The 24,041-nt window shown below is 40.1% G+C and carries 22 protein-coding genes and 1 pseudogene; 18 read left to right on the top strand and 5 right to left on the bottom strand.

The window, feature by feature from the left end; translation table 11 throughout:
• Positions 1–24 precede the first annotated feature (24 nt).
• Complete coding sequence (locus ED557_04180) at positions 25–1,224, bottom strand: hypothetical protein (protein RNC85973.1); 1,200 nt, start codon at positions 1,222–1,224, stop codon at positions 25–27.
• Entirely contained in the window at positions 1,217–2,188 is a 972-nt protein-coding gene (locus ED557_04175; protein RNC85972.1) for a gfo/Idh/MocA family oxidoreductase, read from the bottom strand. The genes ED557_04180 and ED557_04175 overlap by 8 nt, the downstream gene beginning before the upstream one ends.
• Before the next feature lie 89 nt (positions 2,189–2,277).
• Between ED557_04175 and ED557_04170 the strand changes: the two genes are divergently transcribed.
• Entirely contained in the window at positions 2,278–3,546 is a 1,269-nt protein-coding gene (locus tag ED557_04170) for an aspartate aminotransferase (GenBank protein ID RNC85971.1), read from the top strand.
• Between the two features lie 195 nt (positions 3,547–3,741).
• Here the strand turns inward: ED557_04170 and ED557_04165 are convergent, their stop codons facing one another.
• Both ED557_04165 and ED557_04160 read right to left on the bottom strand, forming a co-directional pair.
• Positions 3,742–4,686, bottom strand: coding sequence for a hypothetical protein (locus ED557_04165; GenBank protein RNC85970.1), 945 nt, complete (start codon positions 4,684–4,686; stop codon positions 3,742–3,744).
• A 366-nt stretch (positions 4,687–5,052) separates the two neighbouring features.
• Positions 5,053–5,838: a S1/P1 Nuclease gene (locus ED557_04160; protein ID RNC85969.1), complete on the bottom strand. Its 786-nt coding sequence runs from the start codon at positions 5,836–5,838 to the stop codon at positions 5,053–5,055.
• Between the two features lie 510 nt (positions 5,839–6,348).
• On the opposite strand from ED557_04160, the gene ED557_04155 reads away from it, so the two are divergent.
• From ED557_04155 to ED557_04075, 17 genes are all read left to right on the top strand, one after another.
• Positions 6,349–6,804 (top strand): hypothetical protein, encoded by a 456-nt coding sequence (locus ED557_04155; protein RNC85968.1) that lies wholly within the window; start codon positions 6,349–6,351, stop codon positions 6,802–6,804.
• On the top strand, positions 6,764–12,316 hold the full coding sequence (locus ED557_04150; GenBank protein ID RNC85967.1) for a hypothetical protein: 5,553 nt from the start codon (positions 6,764–6,766) through the stop codon (positions 12,314–12,316). Before ED557_04155 ends, ED557_04150 begins: the two co-directional genes overlap by 41 nt.
• A gap of 16 nt (positions 12,317–12,332) precedes the next feature.
• Positions 12,333–14,033 carry a hypothetical protein gene (locus tag ED557_04145; protein ID RNC85966.1) on the top strand — a complete coding sequence of 567 codons (1,701 nt, stop codon included), beginning with the start codon at positions 12,333–12,335 and terminating at the stop codon, positions 14,031–14,033.
• Positions 14,030–15,373 (top strand): PKD domain-containing protein, encoded by a 1,344-nt coding sequence (locus tag ED557_04140; protein RNC85965.1) that lies wholly within the window; start codon positions 14,030–14,032, stop codon positions 15,371–15,373. Before ED557_04145 ends, ED557_04140 begins: the two co-directional genes overlap by 4 nt.
• Before the next feature lie 8 nt (positions 15,374–15,381).
• Positions 15,382–15,966, top strand: a complete 585-nt coding sequence (locus tag ED557_04135) for a hypothetical protein (protein RNC85964.1) — start codon at positions 15,382–15,384, stop codon at positions 15,964–15,966.
• A gap of 21 nt (positions 15,967–15,987) precedes the next feature.
• Positions 15,988–16,551, top strand: coding sequence for a hypothetical protein (locus ED557_04130; protein RNC85963.1), 564 nt, complete (start codon positions 15,988–15,990; stop codon positions 16,549–16,551).
• 49 nt (positions 16,552–16,600) lie between these two features.
• The gene (locus ED557_04125) at positions 16,601–17,854 is read left to right on the top strand and encodes a hypothetical protein (protein RNC85962.1); all 1,254 of its coding nucleotides are present in this window, start codon (positions 16,601–16,603) and stop codon (positions 17,852–17,854) included.
• 17 nt (positions 17,855–17,871) lie between these two features.
• Positions 17,872–18,330 carry a hypothetical protein gene (locus tag ED557_04120; GenBank protein RNC85961.1) on the top strand — a complete coding sequence of 153 codons (459 nt, stop codon included), beginning with the start codon at positions 17,872–17,874 and terminating at the stop codon, positions 18,328–18,330.
• 19 nt (positions 18,331–18,349) lie between these two features.
• Positions 18,350–19,594, top strand: a complete 1,245-nt coding sequence (locus tag ED557_04115) for an RHS repeat-associated core domain-containing protein (protein ID RNC85960.1) — start codon at positions 18,350–18,352, stop codon at positions 19,592–19,594.
• A 105-nt stretch (positions 19,595–19,699) separates the two neighbouring features.
• A complete protein-coding gene (locus tag ED557_04110) occupies positions 19,700–19,936 on the top strand; it encodes a hypothetical protein (protein RNC85959.1) in 237 nt (78 codons plus the stop codon).
• Between the two features lie 91 nt (positions 19,937–20,027).
• On the top strand, positions 20,028–20,267 hold the full coding sequence (locus tag ED557_04105; protein ID RNC85958.1) for a hypothetical protein: 240 nt from the start codon (positions 20,028–20,030) through the stop codon (positions 20,265–20,267).
• A gap of 90 nt (positions 20,268–20,357) precedes the next feature.
• On the top strand, positions 20,358–20,765 hold the full coding sequence (locus ED557_04100; GenBank protein RNC85957.1) for a hypothetical protein: 408 nt from the start codon (positions 20,358–20,360) through the stop codon (positions 20,763–20,765).
• Positions 20,755–21,252: a hypothetical protein gene (locus ED557_04095; GenBank protein ID RNC85956.1), complete on the top strand. Its 498-nt coding sequence runs from the start codon at positions 20,755–20,757 to the stop codon at positions 21,250–21,252. Before ED557_04100 ends, ED557_04095 begins: the two co-directional genes overlap by 11 nt.
• A 227-nt stretch (positions 21,253–21,479) precedes the next feature.
• Positions 21,480–21,710, top strand: coding sequence for a hypothetical protein (locus tag ED557_04090; GenBank protein ID RNC85955.1), 231 nt, complete (start codon positions 21,480–21,482; stop codon positions 21,708–21,710).
• A gap of 25 nt (positions 21,711–21,735) precedes the next feature.
• On the top strand, positions 21,736–22,428 hold the full coding sequence (locus ED557_04085) for an RHS repeat-associated core domain-containing protein (GenBank protein ID RNC85954.1): 693 nt from the start codon (positions 21,736–21,738) through the stop codon (positions 22,426–22,428).
• 84 nt (positions 22,429–22,512) lie between these two features.
• Entirely contained in the window at positions 22,513–22,722 is a 210-nt protein-coding gene (locus tag ED557_04080) for a hypothetical protein (protein RNC85953.1), read from the top strand.
• A 1-nt stretch (position 22,723) separates the two neighbouring features.
• Positions 22,724–23,038, top strand: coding sequence for a hypothetical protein (locus ED557_04075; GenBank protein RNC85952.1), 315 nt, complete (start codon positions 22,724–22,726; stop codon positions 23,036–23,038).
• Positions 23,039–23,547: 509 nt separating this feature from the next.
• Here the strand turns inward: ED557_04075 and ED557_04070 are convergent.
• Positions 23,548–24,040, bottom strand: a pseudogene (locus ED557_04070) (glyoxalase).
• Position 24,041 lies beyond the last annotated feature (1 nt).

Genomic DNA, 24,041 nt, shown 5'->3' with positions numbered 1-24,041 from the left:
GAATTTTGAAGGTTTTCTCCATTTTCAGGTATTTATTGAATATCCTTTTGAACTCAAACGAGTAATGAGTTCGTTCCCCAAAGCCGTTGATGGGGTAAGAAAGCCGGTATGAGTTAATGTTGTGCGCGACTCTAGTTTCTCAAGCAAAGCCAATGCGGATTCACACAAGAAAAATACGGTAGCCTTATTACTTGGATCGCCCGGATAGGAACAAGCTACGGAAGCACGTTTCCCGGATGTTGAATTGGCAATAGAAGTGATTTTAAAGAATCCTTCTTCAATAGACTTCTCGCTAGGACCTTCTCCTGGTGCAGGAGCTAAAGTTCGAACTAGCTTTCTAAACCATGAAAATGGTCCCAGTTTTTGGATAAGCAATAAGCTTAGTAGCGTAGTTATAAAAGGGGTTGGATTATACCATCTGCCAAGAGAAGCGTGTTCAGAATAAGCGATGCTCTTAAACAGGGGTTCTTCCCGGTTCCTGAAAATATCAGAGCTTCTATAAAGAACTTTCGAATTAATACCACTCATTATAAAAGGGGTAACCCACCGTTTAAGTGAAGAATCGTAGCCAGTAAAGTACTGATCAGTTGCCTTGCCAATCTGTTGCTCGTTTGAATCCATGGCTAAGCGGGGATTACTCATCAGTTTGTATTCTCCTGTTTCAAACTTGTTCAGCATGGTCGCGATAGTCCCACCATTCAGGCCACCTTTTAGAGAATAGTATGACTTGATATACACCTCTTCTGAAGGATCAAATTCTCTACTTAACAAAAGCATCGATACTTCCGCAGGAACACTATCAAACCCTGAAAAAGGAATAAGTATAGCTCCGCTCTTCTTTGCGGTCTCTCCATACTTATCAGCCATTGATTTTATGAATCCAACCTCGCCAGTGATATCCAAATAATGAGTTCCTGCTTTTGCACAGCCGGCAATAACATGCTCTCCATAAAGAGAGTAGGGGCCTACTGTAGTAATAAGTATCCTGGTTTTAGAAACTACTTCAAGCACCTGTTGCTCGTCCAAAGTGTCAACAACAAAAAGATCGGAATCAGCTACTCCTACTTCTTCTGCAATTACAGATAATGAAGCGGCGTTTCGAGCAGCCAGCCCAATACGCAACTGCTCCGGAGCTTGACTTGATAAATAACGGGCTGCTCGTTTCCCGGTAAAACCTGTTGCCCCAAGCAGAATGATATCGTACTCCCTTTGGCTGTTACTCATGAGATAAAACCTGATCGATTACCTTCATATTTGCCAATGCGTCTTCAAGAGGTGTGGGGACATCAGTGTTTTCCAGAATAGCTAAAGAAAACGCATCTCCCTGCAAGGTATACTGGTCACAGGTCTCGAACAGGATAGTCTCTGTTTCTCCTCCTGTTGAAATGGTCAGCTTTCTGAGGGCTTCATTCGATGAGTTGAACGGGATATTAAGTTCAAGGAAACCTTTAGTACCATAAATGATCGCGTGTTGTTTATGCTCAAGCTGAGTGGAACACATAATATTTGCCGTACCCTGTTCAAAAACCAAAAGGGCAGATGCTAATCGATCGGTGTTAAAAACCGGGTCCAGGTCGACATGAGATTTTACCTCGATTGGTTCACTACCAAAAAGCATTCGGGATAGATTAATGCAATAGCATCCAATGTCCAGCACCCCTCCGCCGCCAATATCAGCTTGATTCCTCACATTAGAAGGATCAGTATTATAAAAAGTAAAAACAGAATCGATGTGCCTCAGCTCCCCAATACTCCCCGATGCAATAATCTGGTTTACCTTTTCCCATTGAGGATGGAAGCGGTACATAAAAGCTTCCATAACTTTTAAATGTGGATACTTTGTAGAAGCCTGAATCAGTTGCTCAGCTTCCTTGGCGGTTAAACCAATAGGTTTTTCGCATAACACATGCTTGCCTGCTTCAAGCGCTTTGATAGTCCAGGGTACATGCAAGTGATTAGGAAGTGGATTATATATGGCCTCTATCTCGGGGTCTGAAAGTAGCTCTTCATAAGAACCATAATACTTAGGCAGCCCGAGAACATCTGCAGCAGCTTTAGCATTTTCGATAGTTCTGGACGCGATGGCGACCATTTCAGACAGTTCTCCTTTTTGCATGGATGGGATCACATTTTTGACTCCGATCTTTGCAGTACTGAGAACTCCCCATTTGATTTTCTTTTTGCCCATTCTGGAAGTATTTTAAGCCGTATTAGGGCTTAAGTATAAGAGTTAAATATTGATTTTTGAATAGTGATAATGTTGGAATAAAATTAGGCATGATTAAACGAATAGTAGCCCTGTTGGTCTTTATGTGTTCAGTTTTGGTTGAGAGTTATGCTCAACCTGCTGCTGCCGGATATTTTGAGCTGGAGACTAAGAGAAATAATTCTCTTAAAATGGACTTTGAGCTCTACAATAACCTTGTCGTTATTCCGGTCATCATCAATAGTTCCAGAGACACCCTGAAGATGATTTTAGATACTGGGGTAGCACGTACGCTCATTACCGGCTTGCCAAATGGAGAAGTGGTAAACCTTAATTTTACCAGACGGGTTAAAGTTGAAGGACTAGGAGAAGGGGAGGCCATTGAAGCCTTTTACTCAAATGGGAATGAAGTAATCATTAACCGGACTACGGGGCACGATCAGGAAGTACTGGTGTTGGTTGAAGATATCTTCAACCTATCGACCCTACTCGGAACCTATGTACATGGATTAATTGGATACAGCGTATTCCAAGATTTCATTGTAGAAATAGACTATCGGTACCGGTGGATAAAATTCCATGACTATGAAAAATTCCGGTCCAAGTTTAATAAGAAGAAAAGGAGCTCCGGATGGGAAGAGGTTCCGTTAATCATAAGGGATGGAAAGCCCTATGTGAATGCGACGATAACCCAACAAGACGGATCTAAAGTAGAAGTGACCCTCCTCATTGATACAGGAGCCAGTAAGGCCATTTCACTCTATCATTCTGCGAATGACGACATCTTTGTTCCGGAAAAAAAAGTTCGATCCTTTTTAGGAAACGGACTAAGTGGAGAGATAAACGGGTACCTTGGATTGATTAAAGAAATTCAGATTGGCAAGTACACGCTAACCGAACCTGTTACCACCTATCCCGATGAAGAAGGAATAAAAAGAGCACTCGTATTTAGTGACAGAGACGGGAGTATAGGAGCAGAATTAATGAGGCGATTCAAGGTAATGTTCAACTATCGCGACAGCACCATGTTGATACAACCCTCCCGATTTTTTAACGACGAATTTTCATACAACAAAAGCGGAATTGAAATAGCTACCCCTTTCCCAAATATTCAGCTTTATCAGGTTACTCATGTAAGGGAGGGTTCTATTGCCGACCGGTCTGGTATTTTAGAAGGAGATTTTATTACTGAAATTAATGGTAAGAGCTCCTCTGAATACACCTTAAATGAAGCCTTGAATATATTCACCAAAGGCTCGGTTGAAAGGCTGCGACTTAAATTAGTTCGCAATGATAGTTCTTTCAGAAAGCAGCTTGATCTGGAAAATGAATTGAAATAGAGTGCAATAGAGTTGGAAAGGTTTTAAGTATTAAAGAGGTCATTCCGCGGCGAAAGCCGGAATCTGAAGTCTGATTAAAACAAAGGTTCGATTCTTAAAAGCTAAATCTAGATTCCTGCCTTCGCAGGAATGACTAAAAGCCTACCCGACTTAGGTGACGTTCTATAGAATCTTTCTTATCCAATATTCACTCGATCAGTCTTCCAGAAGATACCAGAAATCGACCCGATCTAAAGCCACATAAGGAACAGCAACAATAGCTCTGTTTGGATCGATAGCAATATCTGCAGGTCTTCCCGGCAGATGGATAAAAAGTTCATCCTTACCATCAATCATTAGATGAAGACTGGAATCAAATTGGGTAGAAGTGATAATCCCACCGTTAAAATACTCTACTCCGTCATAGTTATTACTACCTGCTAGATTTGCATATACATAAATACTGTCTTGATCAGAGTCATACTGATACAAGGCCGGGCCACCATTCCAGGGGGCAAAAATGAAATTGCCATCCGGAAGTTTTGCAATACCATTAGGCATGATGGGCATATCCTCTTTTACCAATTCGGGAGTAAAATCGACAATTCGAAATACCGCTCTTTTGCCTGTGTCAGTGATATACAGATAGCCATCATCACCCTCTACAATGTCATTGAGGAAGCCAGGTTCAAAGGATCGGAAGTCAACAAAGCCAAGGTGGTTACCAGATTGTTTATTGAAGTAGTGAATCCCGGCATGATCAGCAACCCAAAGGGTATCGCCGGTAATATACATTCCACGCCCGGCATCAAAAGGATACTCATCGGTGCCCTTCATAAATTCGAGTTCAATGATTTCTCCGGAAGAAGAAATCTTTGAGATATAGGCATTAGCATCACCTGAGGTACTTCCAACAAAACAGGAAACAAAATACACATCAAGCTCAGCATCATAGCGTACAGCCTCAGGACCGTCAAAACCTTCTACAGAAAAGGCAACGGTCGAGAAATCCTGCCCTCTTTTCCAATCCTTGGTTTCGGTAGTCTCCGGCGCTGAGCATGCAGCTGCTACTAGTACGAAGGACAACATACCGAAGCTTGTTATTCTTTTATTTTCCATTGATTTAAGAAAGGTCATTAAAGTGGGGAATAAGGAATTCATAGTGCGCTAATAAATTTTTGGAGATGCTAGCCATTCCAAGGACAAATTCATAACACGATTTTGTAAATGTTTCTGAATATGTTTTTACTCTTCCTCATAGTCATCCTGAGCATTCTTGCGAAGGATCTTATCGGGTTTACTAACTCTTTATTGAATACTGAGCGTCACTTACTCCACAGCCCAGGTCATCGCACATTCTCTCATCATCCCGCACTTGATACTGAATCAAGTTCAGCACAAGTAGCGGGATCTGTAAAGCATTATTCGTTGATATGGCGGTTGCTTAATCGACGCATGGTTCCTTTACAGATCCTGAAACAAGTTCAGGATGACATAGCCTATGGTAACTGACTAGCCAGGATATCCTTACTCACCATAAATCTCATTAATTACTCCTGCTAGTCTAACGCCAGCCTGAAGAAGGCGCAGTTCAACGGTAGCAAAATTATGAAAAGAATACTGGTAACCTAATCGTCCATTTTCAGGGTATTCATACACCTGATCCAATAAAGCCTGAGATTCATAAGCCCAGTCATACACAGTAGCAGACTGCCATTCCCGGATTGTAGCAGCATCCAGCTCGTCATCAATAAAATCAGAAAGCTCGGTAAAACTTAACTGCTTACTATTGATCATTTCAGAATCCCACACCCGATGAAGATTCGAGTCATCTCCAAACCAGGTAACTCGGGCATCATTTCCTCCACGGTCGGTACCATTGCCGACATGCAGGGGCTGATGTATGTCGCCAACCAGGTGTACAAGCACCCTCAGATTATTCGCTTCTTCCTCATCCGAAAGACCGCCCCCTTTCAATTCAGATACCACTTTATTGATTGCCCAGATAACATCTCCGCCTTCTGCTTTTTCAACCGTTTCATAAGTCTCGCCAGGAGGGAGGGTTACATAGTGCCAGGGGCTCATATACCTAAAATCAGGATATGATCTCATTTCGTCCATCCAGGTACTTGCCTCAGCAAGCGAACTACCGTTGAGTACCCTGTCAACCTCACTAGCTGCTTTTTCGGTAAGTAGTTGAGTAGCAATATGGCCCGTGGTACGGTGCCCGATTTGTCCCCACCTTCGGGTTTCTTCGGTACCGGTAGAGCTAATGCTAAATGATATAATCAGAACTGGTAATAAAAACTTCATAATGCACTTTTGAATTTTGGAAATGCTAGCCAATCCATGAACAAAATCATAATACGATTTTGTAAATGTTTCCGAATCTAATTCTCCTTACCCTCGTCATCCCGGGCATAGACCCGGGATCTGTCAGGAAACCAAACGTTGATATAGCAATTCCTATATCAACGAGTCATGCTTTGCAGATCCCGCAACGGGGTGCGGGATGACCTGGAAAGGTGCCTCCCAAGAAGAAAGAAGCCCCACAAACCACTTAGTCACATAGCACTAAAACCAGTTAACAATTTGGTAACATACAAGCATTTGTAATTTCTGGCAGTATTAAACATCTTGATGGAACGACAAGAGTTAGGGAACATAGTTATCGAGGAGTCACTATCTATATTCGCAGTTCTAACTAATGGGATATATACAAAAGTAAAAATTAGCTGGGCTTTTGTGTATGTATTCACGGATAGATTAGGCTATCCGTTAGTCGGTTAAGAAGAAATTTAACAACTAAGTTGACTATCGCTTATGAGAGCTCTATTCAAAGCCATATGCTTTATTGCATGTATTATTCTGTCAAACCCAATTGAGCTAATTGCACGTCAGGGATTTGATGATTATTCCTACAAGTCCTTTCAGTCTCCTACCGCTTATTCATTAGGCAAGTATGGAGAAACACCAGTCAGTCTATATACTGGAGTGCCAGATATATCTATCCCTATTACCACAATTACCGGAGCTTCCTATTCATTGCCTATATCATTGAGCTATCATGCCGGGGGTATTAAAGCACAGGAAGTTGCAAGCTGGGTTGGTTTAGGGTGGTCTCTTAATGCCGGTGGGGTTATTACCCGTTCTACAAGAGGAGATGCAGATGATGATCCATATTCTTTAGCCTATCTTTTTACTGCAGAATATATTCACGACCATCCCATTATGGATTATGGATTATGGAGTAGATGGGAGTACTCTTACCCAAGCTGAGAAAGATTCTGTAACCAACCTTACAACCAATAGCTTAGATAGATTACGAAGCGGCTCCTATGATACCGAGCCGGATGTCTTTTTCTATAACTTTGGGCCTTATTCGGGGCAGTTTGTACTCCCTCCGGATTTGTTAGATGCCAATGACCAGGTAGATAATTCAGTTATCATTCAGACAATTCCTCATAGTAACTTAAAAATAGAAGTTAATAACCTTGACAACTATGGAATTATCTCATGGAGTATAACCGATGAAAACGGCATCAAATACACCTTTGATAAAGATGAAATACATATTCAAACAGGTGTATCTGGATTAATAAGTGGAGCACAATCGGGCTCAGTAGTTCAGAATAGGATTTCTTGGTATTTAACCAAGATAGAGTTTCCGAATTCATCCGATACCATTGATCTATATTATACAGATCAGGAAACAGCCTACTATTATAACAGGTCGGTCTCTTTTTCAGACGATGGTGTTTCAACTCCGGATTACTCTTCCTATCCAACTTTTGTTGGCTATACTCCGGTTACTTTTTTTAAGACAGCAGTAAATAATACTCAATCTGTTCATAAGGTAAGGAGATTAAGTCGGATCGAATCCAATTCCCATATTTTATATTTCGATACAAATACATCCCCGGACAGATACGATGCCCCAATATTCATTTCATACGACGATACTTATGATTACACAGATTATTCAGATTTCCCGTTGGGATTACAGGCTCAGGAGTACAAACTATTAGGTATTCGTCTATGTCATAAAATTTCTTCCGGATGTGAAGAAGTACGAAGATGGAATTTCAATTATGATTACTTCAACGAAGATGTATCCTTGCTATTAGGGCATACCAATCTGGTAAACGAGCCAGACTTATTTAAGCGTTTGAAGCTTAATTCGGTAGATATAGCCGACCCAAATGATAACGCATTGGAGACCTACTCTTTTGAGTATAATGAAACGGGCTTCCCATTTAAGTACTACAATTATAACACCAATGCTTTTGTAACAACTACCGTAAATGTAACATTACCAGCTTACCTTGATTTTGTTCAGGGAGTAGGTGGAGATATCAACCCTACCGTGTTTCCTGCCAAGTACCCCTCTGCTGTTGATCATTGGGGGTATTTTAACAACGAATTTGAAAATCACCCTTTTAGTATTCCACAAACAGATTATTTGGGGATGACTGGCCCGGACGATGTTATAAGACAGCCAGATGAAGCAGCCATGAAATCTGGAATGTTATCAAAAATATACTATCCAACGGGTGGGTATACTGAGTTTACTTTTGAAGCTAATCAATATGACGCTGTCGGATCGTCTAGTCTTTCCTCAAATAAAACGGCAGGAGGCTTGCGCATAAAGAAAATCGAATCCGTTTCGCATTCCGGAGCTACACCTATTGTGAAAAGTTACTCCTATACAGTAGGAGTTACTACCGGAAGTAGTGGTGCTTTAGTTATTGAACCTACTTACCAAATCCCATATTTGAATTCTCAGATAGGTGGCGAATATGATATCACCTATGGGTTACTGGATCATTCATTAATTCCTCTTGGAACAACACTAGGAGGGATTGTGGGGTATAACGAAGTTAAAGTAACTCATGGAGCTACCGGAGAGTATGGCTATGAAGTAAGTACTTTTACTTCTCCTGAGGATTATCCCGATGAAGTCCTAGAAACTGCTATTGTTGATCTTTTTCTCCAGACATTTTCCGGGAGTACGCTGGAAGAATTAAACTGGGGCTGGATGGAGTACTATAAAAAGTACATGGATCCTAATGATTATTACCTGGATACAGTTTCTAATTTTGATTGGGGCTTTGGGTACCGAAGTAGTATGGATAGCAGAAGAGGGCTACTACTTACGCATTCTGTTTACAATTCCAGCGATCAGTTACTTCAAAAAACGGTTAATGAATATTATGATAGTATTGTTGAAGATGAATCAACCTCACCAACACATAATCGATATTTAGGGATATCGACTACAAATGCGGAAGATCTCGATCAAGTCGGTATTACAATGAACTATCCTCAAACCTTCTTGATTAAATACGAGCATATTTCATCATGGAATTTTTTAAAAAAGCAGGAAGTCACTATTTATGATCCAGCCTCACAAGGTTCAGAATTAACCACTACCACCAGATTTGAATATGATGAAGACCACCTTCAGTTAACAAAAGAAGTAAGAACTAATTCTGATGACCAGGATTCAGTAGCTACTGAATACGAATATGCGCACACTATTAATCGCTCAGGAATAAATTATACCGCTATGGAGGGGTTGAACTTACTCTCTTACCCGTATTCGGTAACGGTAAAAAACGCCAATTCAAATGCAGTGTTAAGTAAGAAATGGTTGAAGTGGAGTACTAGTATAACCGGGGCCACCGGAAATTGGATGCCTTCGGAGTATTGGGTTTGGGATACCGGGACGACACCAGATGATCCGGGGTCTACTACGTCTATTAATACCTTCAAAATCAATGAGTATGATAGTTATGGAAATGTACTTGAAGTAGAAGACGCGCTAGATGATGAAACGAAGTACTATTACGGAAATAACACCTCGCCTTTTTCTAATACCGGAATTAACGGGGTTAGTGGTAAATATCTTACTGGTATACAAAAGGGATTTAATGGGCTAGACGGTTCAGCATGTTCGAGTGATGACTTTTGTACATCCGCAGCCTACGATGCATTGGGCAGAATTAATTCGACAACTAATGAAAATTCCAATAGCGTAGGATTTGGTTATGACGAATTTGGAAGGCTAAAGACGAATTTTTCTCCTCTGTCCGCTGAGTTGATGAACAAGTATTACTATTCTATATCGGGTAACGGAGGTAGTTACAGTGCTACCGATCCAAATTACGTTTCACAGATAATGATGGTAGATGGGCTGGAAGAGCCCGAAGAAGCACAATCACAACCTGTTGTATTCGATGGTGATAACGATTATGTAAGCCTTGGAGATGTATCATTTATGGATAATGCGTCTGCATTCTCTGTTTCACTTTGGTTTAAGAGATATTCTGATGCAGCCGGAACCAGCTTAGATACCAATCACCTAATCAATAATGTGTTGGTTGCTCAATCCTCATCAGCTTCTAATGATAACCTTGAAATAGGTACTGAGGGCACTGATATAGAGATCTATCTAGATACAGGGTCGGGTACAGAAGATACTCGTCGAGCTGTTGATGCCGGGATCACAAATAATGTGTTGTATCACTTAGTATTGACTTACAGTGCATCTGCTGATCAAACTAAACTATATTTAGACGGTGAATTAATCCAGACCTGGACAGAATGGAAGAATGCGCTCGCAAACAGTGGAAGTTCTCCCCTTAGCTTAGGAATTGCTCGACCAACAGATGAAGCCTGGGGAGATTTAGAAGGCTTTATTGCAGATTTCCGTTTGTATGACCGAACTCTCTCATCTACAGAAGTAACCTCTTTATTTGAGGGTATTGAAACGGTATCCTATTTGGATGGCTTGGGTCGTGAAGTTCAAACCCAACAAAGAGGTGGCAGCGAATCTATTATATCGGGTATGGAATATGATGCTCGGAGCATTCCCGAAGCAGTATCGAGGCCATTCATTAAATCAAACCAATCAACTTTTTTGAATGATCTTTTTGGGCCTACCTTTAGCGCACCTGGAACAGTATTTTGGGATTCTGATCTGGATAATTATTACGATGGAACTTCCGGAGGTGCAAATTACCCGTACACCTACAATAATCATGAAGATAGTCCTCTTGCTCGTACAATTGAAACACGAATGCCTGGAGGAAGTGCTTATGATGTCAATACTTCCTATGGGCTGAATACAACAGAAACGTTTACCATAAACGGAAAAACGTGGGCTGTTAATACACTAAATAAAGTGGTTGTTGAAGACCCGGATGGTAAAAAGACGATTACCTATACCGATGGATGGGGAAGAACCATAGCAAGCGGAGTGGACATGGACGGGGATGGGGCTCTCGACGGGCAAACAAAGACAACGTGTTCGGATCCTACACCACCAGCCCTACCTACTTGTGATCTTATAACCGAATTTGAATATGATTTAAGAGGAAACCTGATTCGGGTTGAGGATCCCAGAAATCTCCCTACCACATATACCTATGATGAGCTAGGTAGGCTTGTGGAGAAAAAGCTAACTGATCAAACAGATTCTCATGAGTATCGCTATGATGACAAAGGGAGATTACGGTTTCATAAAGACCCTGCATTAAATGCAGTATCTGATCATTACTACTATACCAAGTATGATGACCTGGATCGCCCCACTGAAATAGGTAAAAGAAATACTTCGGCAGACTTTAGTGATGAAGCCGATATAAACGATCAGGACTTCCCATACTTCAGTTATACTCAGTATATAAAATACCATTACGATGGTACTAATCTTGCACCTGGTGCTCAAAACCTGGAAGGACGGATTACACGAGTCGACTATCAAGACCTCTCCAATCTGGGTAATTGGGGATATACCTGGTATTCTTATAATGATCTTGGTCTGGTTGAATGGATTGAAAAACGGCTCCCGGGGCAATCCAGTTCCCATGATAAAACCATCTATTATACCTATGACGAGTTAGGAAGAACAACCAGAGTATTCTTTGACTCACAAACGACTGGCGAAGATTTCTACTTTTGGTATGAGTATGATGAACTTGGGAGATTACAATATGTGAATTCCAACGAATACAGTGATCCTGCTACGGCGGTTAGGGAAGCAGAATATGTATACTTTGCAGACGGATCAGTGAAACAGGTAAAGCTTGGGCCTGCAGGCGACTTAGCTCAAACCCTTGATTACACCTACAGGGTTCAGGGATGGCTGGATAAAATTAACAACGGTAGTGTAAGTACAAGTGCTGGCGGGGATCGTTTTTCTTTGGCTTTGAACTACAATAACTCCGGAAATATCAGTAAACAGACCTGGAAACAATCTGCTATTTCTACTTCCGGGGTTACCTATGATTATTCATATGATAATGCAAATCGGTTAGCCGAAGCATGTTACGGAGGTGCAAGCTGTAATAGTTCAAATTATGATGTGGCTTATGAGTACGATAGGAATGGGAATCTCGAGAAAATTGAGCGGTTCCCTAATTCCACAAGTTCTGATGTTATTAACCATGTATATGTAAATAACACCAATAAGCTGCTTACGGTTATTCTAAATGGCCCTAATAATGATTTCTCACATGATGCAAATGGAAATGTTACCCAAAATGATCTTCAAAACATTACCAGCATTAGCTATGATTGGCGTAACCTTCCTGACCAAACCGTTACAAGCTCAGGAACCTTGAAGTTTGCTTACGATAGTGATGGAAACAGGGTGAAAAAAGAACTGGTTGGTGGCACCACCACCTGGTATGTACGCGGAGCAGCCGGAGAAATAATAGCGGTGTATGAAGGCTCGAACCTGAGTTACTGGGTACTTCCCGGTGGGCTAGGAATTATTAATTACTAAGAGGAGGGAATACATCATGAAACGATTTAACCAAACACCACTATTCATTATCACCCTTCTTGCCCTGGCTGTACTTTCAACCGAAATTCGTAGCCAAGTACCGATTACGCTTACTGTACCTGAAGGTGTTGCGACTTCTAACGATCGCATTGAACTGCGAACGAGCAGTGATGGAGTCACATTTGCTACCATTGCTGCAATTCTTGAGCAGCAACAAGATGGAAGCTGGACAGGAAGCTTTAGCCCGGGCGATCAATTTTTTGAATACAAATACTACATAGTCTCCCAAAACGGCCAGGAAGAACCCGAAGGCTGGGCTAATCGCAAATATTACCCGGTACAAAACAGAACGGAGTTCAATGATGTCATCCATTTTATGGGAGGGCCACGACTCAGTAAAAATACAACCATCATTTTCCATTTCAATGCCGATCAGTTATCTCTGAATGGAGAGGCACCGGATGCAATAGGGATTATGGGCTCCTATGGAGACTTAAGCTGGAATATGCCGGATGGGATAACCCATCTCCAAGACCAGGGCAACGGGATATGGGAAGCCGCCGTTAACTTCCCGGCAGGAACCACTGCTGATTTTCCCATTAAATTCGTGTGGGAATACGAAGGAGTGTGGCGTTGGGAACAGCTTCCCGGATTTCTGGATCATTTATTGGTACTGGATTCCGAAGCCAGTTCCTATACTGCTGAGTTTAGCTACAATAAATCTACAGGTAGAGTAGAAGCGGTACAGGGAACCGGGCTTCAGGTAAACAACTACGCAGCAGCAGCCGAAACCTATGGCGGAACCCGTAACTACGAGTACTACCGGGCCATGGAACTCATTGATCAGGGCGATTATTCAGGTGCACAAGCCATGTACGCCCAATACCGAAGCCATTATCGTGAGACCTTCAACGATGATTTTCATGGATACCTGTCCAGAGTATTGAATGGTAATGATCAATCGGAGTTAGCACTTAGTATTGTAGAAGACTGGTACAACAAAGCCCCGGATCCTTATAGAAAAGCGCACTACCGATACCTGAAAGGAAGTGTGTTAATGAATAGTGGGAGGAGAGCCGAATCCCGGCAGGCCATGCGGGAAGTACTTGCACTAGCACCAGAATATGATCAGGAAGCCATACGTGGATATGCCTTACAGTCCATTGGGTTTAGCTACCTGCAAGAGGAAGATTCCAGCGAAATAGTAAAAGCCAAAGATGCTCTTGAACAGCTCATTGAAGAACATCCCAACGAGCAAATGCGGAGAATAGGTTGGGAGTATATGGTTCAGGCTGGAGAAAGGGGTAAAAATAAAGCCATGCTTCGTAGAGCGATGAATGGGCTGAAAGACACCGGTACCTCCAGCCAAAAACAACGAACCCGCATCCGCTGGGTAGAAATGCGCCTGGAGGATGAGGAATTAATGGACAGCACCTTTACCCATGATCTGGAATGGCTGGAATGGACGGTACAAGAACCCGAACGGTTGGACAGGGTGAGGTTATTAAAAGCTGACTGGCAAATAAGGCAGGGCCTAAGGCAGCAGGCCATGGAAACCTTATTAGAAGTAGAAGGAGATGGAAAAGCCGGAGCGAATGCAGACCGTGCGAGAATACGGCTGCAAGAGCTGGATGCAGAATGGAAAGCAAAAAGAGAAAGGAAAAAGGATAAAAGGCCTACTCCGGTTTCTGCAGACTCAACAGGAGGGAACCAATGAAAAGATTAGTCTTAAGCGCTCTATTTATTTTCCTGGCTGTTTCTTTAGCCTTTGCAACCGAAGAATGTACCTTTGCACCTACCGCCAATATTACAAATACACCAACCGGTTTAACCTTTAGAAGCGGAGACCAAATTCAGTTTTCAGGCACCACGAGTACCCCCAATAATTGTAGCGGGTATATCACTACGTATCAATGGACCATTGAAGGTTCTACCTATAATGGGTCTACTAAAACTCACACATTTACTTTACCAGCTAATGTGCATGAGCAGAGTTATACAGTATCGTTAAAAGTGTGGAACAACATCGGGTTAACAAATACCAAAAGCATTTCGGTAACCGTAAAGCGCCCTCAGCGCATTTATCACATTGCCGATCATTTGGGAAGTGTACGTACCAGTGTAGATGTAGATGGTAACGTAGTAGGCTATGACGACTATTACCCCTTTGGAAAAGTAATGCCTGGAAGGTCTGACAATACCTCTAACCCTGAAGATGATACCAAGTATACCGGCTATGAAGTAGATGATGAGGCAGGATTGGAAATGTACCATGCCAATGCCAGAGGCTATGATCCGGTAATAGGTAGATTTGCTCAGATTGATCCGCTTTCTTCCAGAAGGGAATGGGTAACGCCCTATAATTATGTACAAAACAATCCAATGTTGAGGGTAGATCCGGATGGGTTAACCGACTACATTATTGATTATAAAACTGGAAAACTTGTAAGAGTTGGTGACATTAATGACGAGCCAGATCGCATTTTACATTCTGATAAGGAAGGCAATGTAAAGCGAAAAGGAGACAGTAAGCTATTTGGCTGGATGGTAAGAAAATCTCAAAAAGGGAAACCCAAAGTAGCTATTGATAACATAGCTGATGGGATAGTAGAAGAAGGAATGAATTTTCGGGATGACGACAATATCATAGCAGTAGGTGGAGATGGACCTACCGCAGAACAAGTGGAAGAATTTGCTTTAGCACTTTCTGAACATGTGAACAAAGAAATAGGCGGAGCATATTTCTCAGAAACAGAAGGAGGAGAAACCAGTCATATTACGTTGGGTAGGTATCGCAACAATCTGAAACATCATGCTCAAGGTTATGGAGCAAGCAAGGGGTACGGGTTATTGAACACTGGACTTTTCCATACACATATTGACTATAGCCTGAGTCTCGCGGATAGATTGTCACCATCGGGCCCCGATTTTAATGAAAGAGACGGTGAACTCGACAAAAATCCAAACTTACAGTTTTATATTTTGACCCGTGATCGAAAGAACGGAAGTAGGCTTCCTAGATTTCCATATACTACTATTCCTAGAACTACTTATTGAAATTAGTTATGAAAAGAGCTGCAAAAATGAACCAATCCCAAAAATTTCTGATGATTTGTTTGTTAGTCTTTGGGTGTACTTGTACTACTACAAAACCATTTGAAGCAGAACTAATTCGTGATGGGGGGAAAGAAGAAGCAATTGCGAATGCTATTCTTGATTTTTCCAATACTGCAAAGAAGTATAATGATTATGAGATTTTTTCGATAAATATCAAATATTTAAATAACTATGATGGACTCATGTTGGTTTTAATAAGGGAAAATTATACTTATTTACTCAAAACAAGAGAATCAGTACCTGGAAATACAAAAAGTAGATTGCCTACCCGATTCATTGATAAAGATGATAAATTATTTTTTTGGTGGGATGATGATTATCCATTGACTGCCGAAGCATTGGCAGTATATGAAAAATATGACATACTTCAGGATGATGAAAATGGTATGATTACACTTCCAGATAAAGACTACGAAGTAAAATTTAGTGATACAGAAGTACGTTATTTCTTTTGTAAAAACGACCTTACCAAATATAAGAAAGTGGTAACTGATGAAGGCTTTATTAATCGACCAAAGTTAAACTGTAATTAGCCTAGCTTAATTATCTGAATTATGGGAACCTATCATACCCGAAAACTTCTGATGATTTGTTTGTTAGTTTTTGGGTGTAATACTACAAAACCATTTGAAGTAGAGTTGATTCGCGATGGGGGGAAAGAAGAAGCAATTGAGAATGCTATTCTTGATTTTTCAAACACAACAAAAATGTATAATAAGTACCAGGTTTTTCGGGTAAATATTAAATATTTAGATGCCTACAATGGACTTATATTAGTTATGATAAATGAGAATTTTATTTACTTGCTTGAAACAGAAGAAACTGTGCCAGGAAGTATAGGTAAAATGCCTTCTCGCTTTATCGAGAAGGATGGTAAACTTTTCCTTTGGTGGGATAATGACTATGCATTAACTGCTGAAGCGTTGGCAGTATATGAAAAGTATGACATACTCCAGGATGATGAAAATGGTTTACTCAAGCTTCCTGAAATAGATATTAGGGTAAAAAGCGATGGGAAAAGCGTTCGCTATTTCTTTTGTGAAGATGACCTTACCAAATATAAAAAAGTGGTAAGTGATAGAGGCTTTATTGAGCGACCAAATATAAAATGTGATTAGCCTAGCTTAATTATCTGAATTATGGGAACCTATCATACCCCCCGTAGCGGTGGTTACTTCTACCCCAAACCAAACCTGGTTTTATAACCTGGAAGATGTGGTCTTCTCCTCCGGCTCTAGTTATGACCCGGACGGTTATGTGAACTATACCGAGTTTTATATTAATGGTGTTCTGCAGGCTACTTCCTCCTACACAGCCTCCTTTACTCGTTGCTTTGCCTTGGATGGCAGCCCCTCCAATGGCTGTTACCAACTAGCCAGTGGAGCAACCACAGTAACCGTAGGTTTTAAGGTACGGGATAACTCCGGAGACTGGAGCAGCCTGGTCACCAAGACCTATACCATCCAGGAACACAAAGGAAGAAAGTACTTTGTGAATGACCATATTGGCAACGTACGTGCCACGGTAAACCGGGATGGAAATGTATTGGGTTATGATGATTACTATCCCTTTGGCTTAGTTATGCCTGGGCAATCTAATAACACAGCTAACTCTAATGATAATTACAAGTTCACTGGACACGAGCGAGATGATGAAGCAAGCTTGACTATAGATTTCATGAATGCCCGAACCTATGATCCAATTACCGGTAGGTTTATGCAGATTGATCCGTTATCTGACCAGTTTGCTGGTTGGACTCCATACCATTACGTGCATAATAATCCATTGAATTTGGTGGATCCTACTGGGATGAGTGCTAAAAGTGGTCCTGGGTGTATTCCGTGTATATTAGGCTGGACAAATGCTACAGCAGAGAGGGCACAAAGTGAAAGCTTTGATGTAGAAAGTTTTAAAACTGAAACAGAGACGGCAATAAAAGGGCACATATTGGCATATGGAGCTTTCAAAGCTCCTGCCGCGACAGCTGTAGGTGTATCATTTGAGTATGGTATATTCCCTTCTGAGCCTGATGCAACTGGAGCAGCCACAAGATCGATAGTAGCAGATCAACTTAGTGATATAATTCCAGGAACTGGTTATGATATATTAGTTGGAGCTGGTGTTGAAGTCATTGCTGGACAATATGACAGAATGATCTCAGGAGAATCTACAGAAGCTGGGGATGTTATAACAGATGCAATAGGTGGAGCTGCAGGTTCAAAGCTAGGAAATGCAGCTGGGCAAAGGTTTGCTGCATCAGCAGGAAAAAAAGTCGCTAAAAAAGTTTCTGGAGGCATGAGTAGTTCTGGAACAGAAAATGCTTTAACTAGGCTAGGTAATTGGATTCAAGGTTTACTTGATAAAAATGATGAAGTAAATATTACTATTGAGATAAAGGAACAAAAACCCGAAAATGATTGAAAAGCATAAACTATTTTATGGATACTTTTAGACCGCGCATTTTTGTTCGTTTTGTTATGACTTCTTTTTGGATTCTTTTTGGCATCTATGTTTTTATCAAGTTTCCTAATCTTTGGTATGATCCTTCCTATTCTAAGTCAGGTTTAATATTGGTGGTTGTGATTCCTAGTTTTCTTTTAGTAGTTCTAGGCTTTGCCTTTTCCTTTAAGAATAAACTGATAGTTACAAATGAATTTATCGAGTTTAAGAGAATAAGGTCATTGAAGATTTATTATAAAGAGTTTACTAGAGTCGAGGTAGGGTCAAATTTTATAAAAATTTATGGTCCAAAAAGAAAATCAATAGCTATAGGGTGGATTTTTCAAGATTATGAGAAAATTAAGGAGAAGATTTTAAGAGCAATGGAATCTTTTCCAGAAGTCAAAATAATTTCAAAGGAAAGATATAGAGACAATTTACCTACTTTCCCTACCTAACCAATCTAACCTTGAAGATGTGGTTTTTTCTTCGGGTTCCAGTTATGACCCGGACGGTTATGTAAACTATACCGAGTTTTATATTAATGGTGTCCTGCAGGCTACCTCCTCCTACACGGCCTCCTTTACTCGTTGCTTTGCTTTGCATGGTAGCCCTTCTAATGGCTGTTACCAATTAGCTAGTGGAGTTACTACGGTAACAGTTGGGTTTAAAGTAAGGGATAACTCCGGGGACTGGAGCAGCCTGGTAACCAAAACCTACACCATCCAGGAGCACAAAGGGCGAAAATACTTTGTGAAAGATCACCTGGGAACGGTACGTGCCACGGTAAACCGGGATGGAAATGTACTGGGTCATGATGATTATTACCCTTTTGGGCTAACTATGCCTGGACGTTCCAACAATACCTCCAACCCGAATGATCTGTATAAGTTCACCGGGCATGAGCGGGATAAAGAAGCTGGGTTAGATTTAGTATTCGCAGGAGCGAGAATGATGGATCCAATATCAGGAAGATGGCTAAGTATTGATCCACTTATTCATATGACAAACCCGTCTGAATATATCTATCATTCGGTTTCTCCATATAACTACGTTCTAAATAATCCTACAAGATATGTTGACCCTAATGGTCTTTGGGTAATTACATTTCAGGTAACAGTGAGAGGAATGTATAAGTTTTTAGGAGGATCACTATCAGTAGGGTTAGCAGTTGATGATAATAATAATGTGGGACTAGTAAGGACTGCAGGAGTAGCCGGAGGAGTTGGTGCAGGTTATGGTGCTTCTGTTGAACTTTCATCTTACGGTGGACTTGATACTATATATAATTTAAGCGGATGGGGAACTAATTATGGAGCTGCACTACAAGTTGCTTCATTAAGTGCATTTAGTTTAGAAGGTAACTTTACAAGCGACTTTTTCGGAAAAAACGATAACTCAGCTTCAGGTACTACCTTTTCATTACCAGGTTGGGGTTTCGGTAATTTTGTAGGAGCATATGGTGAGTTAGCATATACTACGGTAAAAGGATTAGGTAATATTGAGGAAGATGGCCTTAAAGGAGTATTAAATTCATTAATAAATGACTATGGGTTTTCTAAATCAGAAGCAGAAGCTTTTTTGAATGCTTTTGAATCTGCTTATAAAGAAGCGAAAGCTAAAATTGAGGGGTTTGATGAAAAATTTGCCTCCGAGAATGTTCAAAATACGGAACAAGGAACTTATACTTGGAATGGAGAAGAATGGGTTAAACAGGATTAAAACGGAAAGTAGTAATCCTTAGAAAGCTACTTTTATTTGTGTAATTAATAAAAATTTCACTCAATGCTAGATGGGCCTAATTATTAATTCTATAGAACATATGTCATGTCAGATATAGCTTTTGTCCTATTTCTTGTAGGAATAACATGGTTAATACTTATTAATTTAATTTTGACTATTTCAATGCGAAAAAATAATGATTCTGAAAAACCGAAGGATTTTTTAGGATCAATTAAATTTGCTAAAGAAAATAATAAAACTTTGTACACTCTTTTTTTAATAGGACTTATAATATTTTTTTCAGGATTTGTGATATTATTTTTGAATCCACTTACGGCTTAAAAAATTAAAGATGGTTAGTTTAGAATAGCTTCATTTCAAGAATATATTTGCAGTAAGAAATAGTTTAATAATAACTTAAAGTAATTTATTTATGTCAGATTTAACATTTACCGTATTTCGAGTAGGAATAATCTGGTTAACAATAATTAATTTAATTTTAATTATTCATCAGTTTAGAAAGTATGATTACAAAACTCAAAAAGAGAAGTTCAACCTATACAAATTTGCAAGAGAAGAACACAAAGTTTTATATGTACTTCTTATAATGGGTTTTGTAGTACTTTTTTCAGGGTTTATATTTTTGGCTTTGAGTATTAATACCCCCAACTAGTCTTACTGCCGTACAGCTGACGAGAGAATTGAGATAGTAGGATACTCTAATAAAAACATCAACAACAGATCCCCAGCTAGCGTAAGCGTAATGCTGGTACAAATTGTTGGACATAGTCATGGAGGAAATGTTTCTATCGAAGCAGCAAATATCCTCCAGAAAAAATATGGTATAATAGTTGATCGACTAATTCTACTTGGGACTCCAAATAGAAATGACTATCAACTAAATGATGGTGCTGCCTCGAGTGTAATAAATGTTTATTCAAATTATGATCAGGTTCAAATAAATGGAGGTTCTATTTCTACATTAGGTATGGCCTCAAGATCACGTGAAGGAGCTGAAAATATACAAGTTGGATATGTTTTATCGGATAATGGCGATGGGACATTTGGAGTAAATATCATTGGAGAGGATGGAATGGTATCCTCGCATACAACAATTCATAATACAGAAGAACTAATTAGTTATATCAATAATTACCTTAATGAAAACTAAACGAGAAAATAAACATTTGAAAAAAGCTTACTACATAATACCGCTTGCATTCTTGGCATTTACTTCTTATTGGTTTTTAAGCAGCAGTAGTTTTGAAAAGCTAGATAATGATGCAAAAGATCTATTTATAAAAAACCAATCTCCAATTCAAAGCTTCTTGGATCAAGGATATGAATTGGAGGATCTAGGCACTGAAATTAAGTATGGTGGAATCTCTAAATCATTCCCGAACCGAGTTTATATTCGGTTTGTTGATAATGATAACCTAGGTTTAATAACTGGTTTACCTCAGCTTGATTCGGGTTGGAAATTTCTGGTTTTTCCAACCTACTCTAAATTGTTAGTGCTCAAAAAAGAAGACTTGTCTATTGTATTTCAAAAGAGAATCAATGAGCCAGTAAGAGATCTTATTATCAGGGATGGGTACATCTATTTTGAATATGGTACCTATCCAGATTTGGAGTATGGGAGATTCAAATTTGAGTAAATTGGGCTAAAGCCCCTAACTAGCGCAAGCGTCCGCTTGTGCGGTTAGATAGTTTGAGAGGTTGATGTTGGTTTACTAATGGTTCAAGCGGACGCTTGCACCAGGTTGGGGGGAAAATTTATATAGTGCCCCCCCAACTAACGCATAAACTTGTTACGGAGCTCTGCTCCGTATAACTAGTTTTTTTCAAAATCCTATAGAAGCAACTAAAGAAGATTTACGAGAGTTTGACTAAGAAAAGTCCATTGGATAAGAAGCACCTATTAAATAAGTTTGTAAATGCATACTTCATTAGTTCAGGTTTTTTTGGAGTATTTTTTATAGGTTTTGGTTTTTTGAATAATCGAATACCAGATTTATATGGAATATTCTATGGTATATTCTTTACTCTTTATTCTCTAATGCTGTATGTAGGAATTAGAAGTTGGATAGTGAAAAAGTTTTGTACTGGGGCATGATGATTATTACCCCTTTGGCCTGGAAATGCCGGGGCGATCTAATAACACAGCCAACCCCAACGACAACTACAAGTTTACAGGACATGAGTTAGATGACGAAGCGGGATTGGATATCTACCACATGATTGCCAGAGGGATGGATCCAGCAACAGGGCGGATGATGCAAATAGACCCAGCTCATGAGCTTTACCCAGATATTTCACCCTATGCGTATGTAATGAACAATCCGTTGAATGCCATTGACCCTGATGGTCGGACTGTTTATTACGTGAATGGAGAAGCAGTATATGATGACGGGGAGGATAATGCCTTGGTAGTTCATACAACTCAGGATGTTATAGATGACATGACTACAGATGGCGAAACAGATTGGGATGGCGTTAGAAATGCTGATGGTTCTACCACTGAGATTACTGACCGTGATCAATATGATGCTTGGGTAAATGGTATAATTGATGATATAGTATTTGCTTTTGATGGTAAGGTAAAAGTGTCTTGGGATAGTAAAGGGAACATAACCTATCAAACATCCTCTCAAGCTCTTTTTGGAATGTGGAGAGATGCTTCTATTGGATTGGTTGGTGGGTATGTATTAGGGAAAGGTCTTTCGATGGTTGTTAAAGCAGGTGGTAGTACATTCAACCTTTCTTTTGGTACAATTACAACCAAGTTTCTCATACTTTTCGGCATTTACATGAGGTTGGTGCAGATGGTGTAAAAGTTGCAAATGCAATCTCAAAAGAGGTGAAAAAACAATACAAGAACTTGCCTTCTAATCAAGGAAAAACTCTTTGAGTTAGTTTTGGAGAATATAACTGTGTATAATTCTGCAGGCGGTTCTTTAGAAAATGAAATACTTGGTACTGTATTAAATAATAAAACTGAACTTATTAATGCTGCAAAAGATCTAGGCTATGATAAATTAAGAATTACTGGTGATAGAGTGCCCAACAGTAGTTCTGCAAGTCCTGGTAAATCTATTGATCTTACACTAAATTTGAATAATTATTAAAATGAAGTATTACGATAGTGAAAAACTAATCAAACTATGCTTGATAGAGCTTAAAAAGGGAACTGAAGAGCAAACAGTGTTATGTTATCTGAAAGCACTTGATGTTTCAATGATAGATGCTATAAAAATAATTAGGAAAGCAAGAAAAATTGATCTTGGACAAGCAAAAGCTTTAGTGTCTTCAAATAAGTGCTGGGCAGAAGAAACTATTAAAATGAATAGGTTCAACGAGCAGCTCCTAAACAAATTAAAAGAAGAATACGATCTGAAAATTTCTTCTGATTCTTTTGAAATTAGTATCGATTTAGATGAATAGCCCCTAACTAGCACAGGCAGCTTGCACCAGGTTGGGGCACCAGATTAGGTAAAGAAATATTCTTATATGAGTAACACTAAAAAAAGAAACTTGACGATTTCGACACTGCTTTCAATCATCGTTTTCTTTGTAATAAAATCTCCAGGTCCGGTAAATTTATTTTTATATCTCTTTTACGAAAGTACGGGCATCTCAGAATCTGGTATAATCAACTATTCCTACTGGGTGCTGATATCTCTGTTCTTTTTGTTCATTAGTTATTCTTTCTTAAATAAGTTCAAGTACACTAAATAACCGCTACCCAACTAGGTCATCCCGGGCCTGTCCGCCGTACAAAACTTTGGAAGGCAGGCGAAGACCCGGGATCTGTAAAGCATGATTCGTTGATACAGCATTTGATTAATCAACGTTTGGTCTCTCTACAGATCCCGCAACCTGTGCTGAACTTGATTCAGTATCAAGTGCGGGATGACGGAAGGGCGGGGTGGAGAAAGAGAAGCCAATGCCCCTCAAACAGAAAGCTCGGCTAGTAAATTATTCAAATCCAGATGCCGGGTGTACATATCCAGGTTGCCATCCTCTTTTTTAGGCCATTGCTCTTTGGGTTTATCCCAATACAGTTCTACTCCATTTTGATCCGGATCGTCCAGGTAAATAGCTTCCGAAACCCCATGATCCGAAGCTCCGGTTAGCGGGTACTTTTCCTGCATAAGTCGATTCAGGATTACAGCAAGATCCTTTCGGGTAGGAAATAAGATGGCAGTATGAAAGAGTCCGGGGTATTTTTTGGGAGCTGGTTCAGACCCCAAGCTCTGCCAGGTATTTAACCCGATATGATGATGATACCCCCCCCGCAGAAATAAACGCCGCCTGGGAACCATACCTGGTCATTAATTCAAAGCCAAGGAGTCCGCAGTAAAAATCAATCGAGCGTTCCAGGTCAGACACCTTTAAGTGCACATGCCCAATCCGAGCATTACCAGGGATGGTATAATCCGACATG

The organism is Balneola sp. (genome assembly GCA_003712055.1).
Lineage (GTDB): Bacteria > Bacteroidota > Rhodothermia > Balneolales > Balneolaceae > RHLJ01.
This window is presented reverse-complemented; position numbering and strand designations above follow the sequence as displayed.